Origin of the sequence: Methylophaga sp. UBA4204 (genome assembly GCF_002379485.1) — a bacterium.
Taxonomy (GTDB): domain Bacteria; phylum Pseudomonadota; class Gammaproteobacteria; order Nitrosococcales; family Methylophagaceae; genus Methylophaga.
The window spans coordinates 2907-7548 of the sequence record NZ_DFTU01000045.1 but is presented as its reverse complement, the minus strand read 5'-3'; the positions used below and the strand labels follow the sequence as shown (position 1 = coordinate 7548).

Below are 4642 nucleotides of genomic sequence, written 5' to 3'. Positions count from 1 at the left end.
CCAAGTTTGGAAAATGATTCAGATGGTCTGGGCGCAGTTGGTGCATATCGTGCACTGTCTAGCTGGACTAACCTGGGTGGTGTTCTGAGCGTGTTTAGCTTGTAAGACCAATTAAGTATTAAAAAATATACTTAAGTTAAACCTTAAAACCCGGTATCTTTTAAAGATGCCGGGTTTTTTTTTGAACAAAAACGGCATAGGAAATGTCTTACAAATTCCCATAAGTAATAAGGAAGAGAGAATGATAAAACTACAAAAATGGGCAATCCTGGCGTCAGCTCTAATGGGTGCCTCGTTTGCAGTTAATGCTGAAGATTTAAAGCCAATTCAGGGACAAGAAGTATTAAGGGTCTGCGCGGATCCTAACAATATGCCCTATTCCAATAAAAACAAGGAAGGTTTCGATAATAAAATTGCTGCACTATTAGGTGAAAAATTAGGTATTCCGGTTGAATATTACTGGTTCCCACAACGCATTGGTTTTTCACGTAACACGATTAAAAAAGAACATCCCGAACGTGGTGGCTATATGTGTGACCTCGCCATGAGCGTTCCCGAACACACTGATTTCCTATTACCTACCAAACCGTATTTCAGCTCTATTGAAGCGATTGCTTATCGGAGTGGCGAAGGTTATGAAATTACTAAGCTGTCAGATTTAAAAGCTGTAAATGAAAAACATGGCCCCTTAAAAATTGGTTTGTTTGATCGCGCCATTTCTACCAAAGCTTTAATTGATATGGGCTTGGGGGAGAATATTGTTTATTACCAATTGATGAGCGGTGATGTAAATGAAAGCCCAGGTAGAGCGATAGAGGATTTAGCGGCTGGTAAAATTGATGTTATCCCGATGTGGGGACCAATAGCCGGTTACTATGCCAAGGTATCGGATGTGCCTATTACGGTAAATCCATTAAATGAACTGGGTCAGTTGCATGTATTCAGCTTCAGTATGGCAACTCGTTATTCGAATAGAGATTGGAATAAATTGCTGAATAAATTTATCGATCAGAATAAAGATGAGATTGATGCCATTATTGCTGAATACAATTTACCATCTTTGGAAAACGTTAGTCCGACCCCCGCGAAAAGACCGCGTAAGGATGATGACGATTAATACACTGTTTGAATAAATCATTAGCTGAAAAATAGAGGCTACAAAACAGTAGCCTCTATTATTTTTTTCAGATCATCATTAATCCGGGCGGCAAAACTTGCCTGATCTCTATCCGACACGTTTTCATCCATTAATCTGGTGCCAATAATCACCCCACTGTTGCTTTCCCTAACAGTAATGATGCAGGGCATATCATTGATAAGTTGTTCATTAATCAACATCATTTCTTTTGCGTGGGTAATATTACAAAAGCTAATGACAGTAGATAACGGGAAGTTTTTATCGCCACGTTCACGGATCGCAGAACCAATTTCGCTTTTATGAATTATCCTGTAGTTATACTCGGAGATGGCTATGTCCAGATTTACCAGTGTGTCTTGATAATTATATGGACTGTTTTTTTCAAGTATTCGATTAGTGTTTGCCGATTGGCATGCGATAATAAGTAATACGCATGAAATCACAATTGCGGGAATCTTTAGGCGTTCAAGTAGAGTCATAAGCAAATAAAAATAATAAATTGAAATATAAGAATTTAAGCATAACACCTATAAAAATTCATGAGGTAACAAACAGTGAAGACAAACCAATACATCGTTTTTTTGTTCGGATTAATATTGCTGATAAGTGGCAAAGCGTTTGCAGCGCCAGGCATGTCAGAAATCAATAATGAGTTATTTGATAAAGCGCATTTAAAAAATATTGATCAGCCAGGGGTGCTGAAATATAAATTTTCTAAAAACAGTTTTGTTGATGGGGACCGCACTGACACGATTGAAATGATGGTCAATAATATTCGTAATACTGGTCGTGCAGATACCTATTTTGAGTTTTTTACCGGCGAGAATAAACGCCCCTACGAACCACGCCTGGACCAACGGGGTAATAGTGTCTTTGTTTTGTTTCTGGAATATGACATTCATGAAATGAATCGGTTGACAGGGGGGGAGTGGCGTTATTTTCAACGGCTGCTTCGTTGGTCTTTTGCTGAAGGGGCTGACAAGAAGCAAATTGAAGTGGACTACAAAGGCAAGAAAGTAAAAGCATGGCAATACATCGTGCAGCCGTATATCAAAGATCCCAAGAATGATCGTTATAAATTGTATTCTTCCAAATATTATATTTTTACTATGTCGGAAGAAATTCCTGGTGAGATTTATCAATTAAAAACTGTTGTGCCAGACGGTAAAAACTGGAAAGAAGGTGACCCAGTCCTGGTTGAGGAAAAAGTCACATTTACCGGTTTTGAACCCCAGTAAAGGATAGGTAACAATTTATGAAACGGGCCTTCGTGCCCGTTTTTTTAATGAAAAGACTTTTAAAAAAACTCCAATCCATTCAAGGTGCCTTAAGGTTCCATGAGCTCAGCTTTGTGGTGTTAATTATCATGACAGCCTTAATGAGCTTTAACTGGGCACTTGTCTGGCAGAAAAGTTCAGAAGAGTCGCTGCGTTTAAGTTCAATCAATACTCATGTACAACATTTACGTGGCGATCTTTATCGTCAGCTAAAAGAAGTCTTTGATGTTGTTTTTCTAAATGATGAGCTTGCAGTAGAACAATATTACCAATTTGTTGATCAGATTAATTCTTATCTAACTCGGTTAAAAGCGCTTTCAAGCTCGCCAGACGAAGCGCTTTTGATCGTCAGAATTGAATATGCCTATAACAAGTTTTATCAGGAAACCCGACGTTTCCTGAATAACGATAAACTGAGCAATGATGACAAACTCTGGTTAGATGAACAGCTTGAACAGCAAACCTTTCAGCAACTTGAAATGGTTTTCAGCGATATCGAGCACTATCTTCAACAGCAACAGCAGCAGTTAACTGACTCTGATGAACGGATGTTTGGCAAAATGCTGCTCAGCGAAGCCTTGCCAATTATGTTGGCATTAGTTCTACTCATTATCTCCAAATGGTTTGTCCGTCGAAATATGCTGGCGCCACTACGTAATGTTACCCAAGGTGCCAAAATAATCAGTACCGGCGATTTTCATCATCATATTCCGTTAACAGGTGTCGACGAACTGCAAAGACTTTCGCAGGCTATTAACAGCATGGCTGACGAATTGGCCAGTAATCGTGACAAATTGATAGAAACCAAAAAACAAGCCGCATTAGGCGAACTAGTGCCTTTGGTCGCTCATAATATACGCAATCCTCTTGCAGGGATCCGTGCGGCCGCACAAGTCTCTATCGAAGAAGCGAATGAAGAAGGTCGAGTCGTGCTGAAAGACATTATCATTGCGGTAGATCGACTGGAAAACTGGGTCACCTCGCTACTGATGTACCTGCACCCGTTAAAACCCAATCTTGTTGAGGCGACACTCACCGAACTCACCGATAATGCTTTATCCCTGACAGCCCTGCAACTCAATGATAAAGACATCCATGTAAATCGTCATGGCTGGCAGCAAGAGGCCAGACTGATTAATATAGATAATAATCTGATGGAGCAGGCTATTTTCAATTTGATTCAAAATGCAATTGAAGTGTCACCCATTAATTCAACCATTCATATTCATTATTGGGAAAAACCTCAGCTAATTGGATTGCAGATTGAAGATCAAGGACCGGGTTTTAGCGAAACGCCTCAGGCAGAGACCAGCCAAATGCATAAAAAGCTGAATTGCGGACTGGGTATTCCTTTTGCTCAGAAAGTGGTTAAACAGCATCAGGGCGATTTGATTTTTGAAAATATTCCGGAGGGTGGAGCGCGAGTTTCACTGACCTTGCACCTGGATAAAACGCTGACTCGTCAATAGGATGTTACATGCTTAATTTTGTATTAATTGAGGACGAAAGCCTGTTTGCCAAATCGGTTAAACGACGGCTGGAACGGGAAGGTCATCAAGCCAAAATTGCCGATAACATCAGTGATGGAAAAAAACTGTTACGTCAGGAATCAATCGATGTATTGCTATTGGATGTCAGGTTACCTGATGGCAATGGCCTGGATTTACTGGCTGAAATTCGTGTGTCAGGACATCCACTGCAGAACTTGCCTGTGGTCATGATGACAGCTTATGGCGAGCTGGAAGACGCGGTTAATGCAATGAAATTCGGCGCCTCAGATTATCTCAAAAAGCCTGTGGATTTGGATGAACTGATGATGACGATTGAGAAGGTGGTGCACAATCACGCTATCAGTCTTCAGTTACATTATTCTGAACAGCGTGAACAAAAGACTCACAAACCAATTAATTTGATTGGTACTAGTCAGGAAATCCTGGCTATTCGGCAGCAGGCAAAACAGCTCTCTGAGCTCATGGATAAAAATAAGGATACTACCCCTGTCGTATTAATTACCGGAGAAACAGGCAGTGGCAAAGGCGTTCTAGCCAGGTATTTTCATCAAATAAGTCAGCGGCATAATCGGCCTTTTGTCCATGTCGATTGTGCTGCATTACCGGAAGCTTCAATCGAAGCTGAGTTATTCGGTCAGTCACCCAGCACCCTTGAAACCAACTCTCCTGCTCGTCCCGGTTTGATTGAAGTCGCTGAGGATGGAGCGTTATTACTG

At 40.7% G+C, this 4642-nt stretch carries 5 protein-coding genes; 4 read left to right on the top strand and 1 reads right to left on the bottom strand.

The genetic code is table 11. The features are described from left to right. The first annotated feature begins 181 nt into the window (after positions 1–181). Positions 182–1117: a quinoprotein dehydrogenase-associated putative ABC transporter substrate-binding protein gene (locus B3182_RS06270; RefSeq protein WP_292738231.1), complete on the top strand. Its 936-nt coding sequence runs from the start codon at positions 182–184 to the stop codon at positions 1115–1117. 38 nt (positions 1118–1155) lie between these two features. On the opposite strand, the gene B3182_RS06265 is transcribed toward B3182_RS06270, so the two are convergent. Next, positions 1156–1617, bottom strand: coding sequence for a DUF302 domain-containing protein (locus B3182_RS06265; protein WP_292356051.1), 462 nt, complete (start codon positions 1615–1617; stop codon positions 1156–1158). 75 nt (positions 1618–1692) lie between these two features. Between B3182_RS06265 and B3182_RS06260 the strand changes: the two genes are divergently transcribed. The 3 genes from B3182_RS06260 to B3182_RS06250 all read left to right on the top strand — a co-directional run. Next, on the top strand, positions 1693–2376 hold the full coding sequence (locus B3182_RS06260) for a hypothetical protein (RefSeq protein WP_292356053.1): 684 nt from the start codon (positions 1693–1695) through the stop codon (positions 2374–2376). Positions 2377–2393: 17 nt separating this feature from the next. Next, positions 2394–3884, top strand: coding sequence for a sensor histidine kinase (locus B3182_RS06255; RefSeq protein WP_292411523.1), 1491 nt, complete (start codon positions 2394–2396; stop codon positions 3882–3884). A gap of 8 nt (positions 3885–3892) precedes the next feature. Beyond that, positions 3893–4642, top strand: a 750-nt coding sequence (locus B3182_RS06250; RefSeq protein ID WP_292752025.1) for a sigma-54-dependent transcriptional regulator, incomplete at its 3' end; no start/stop codon positions are given.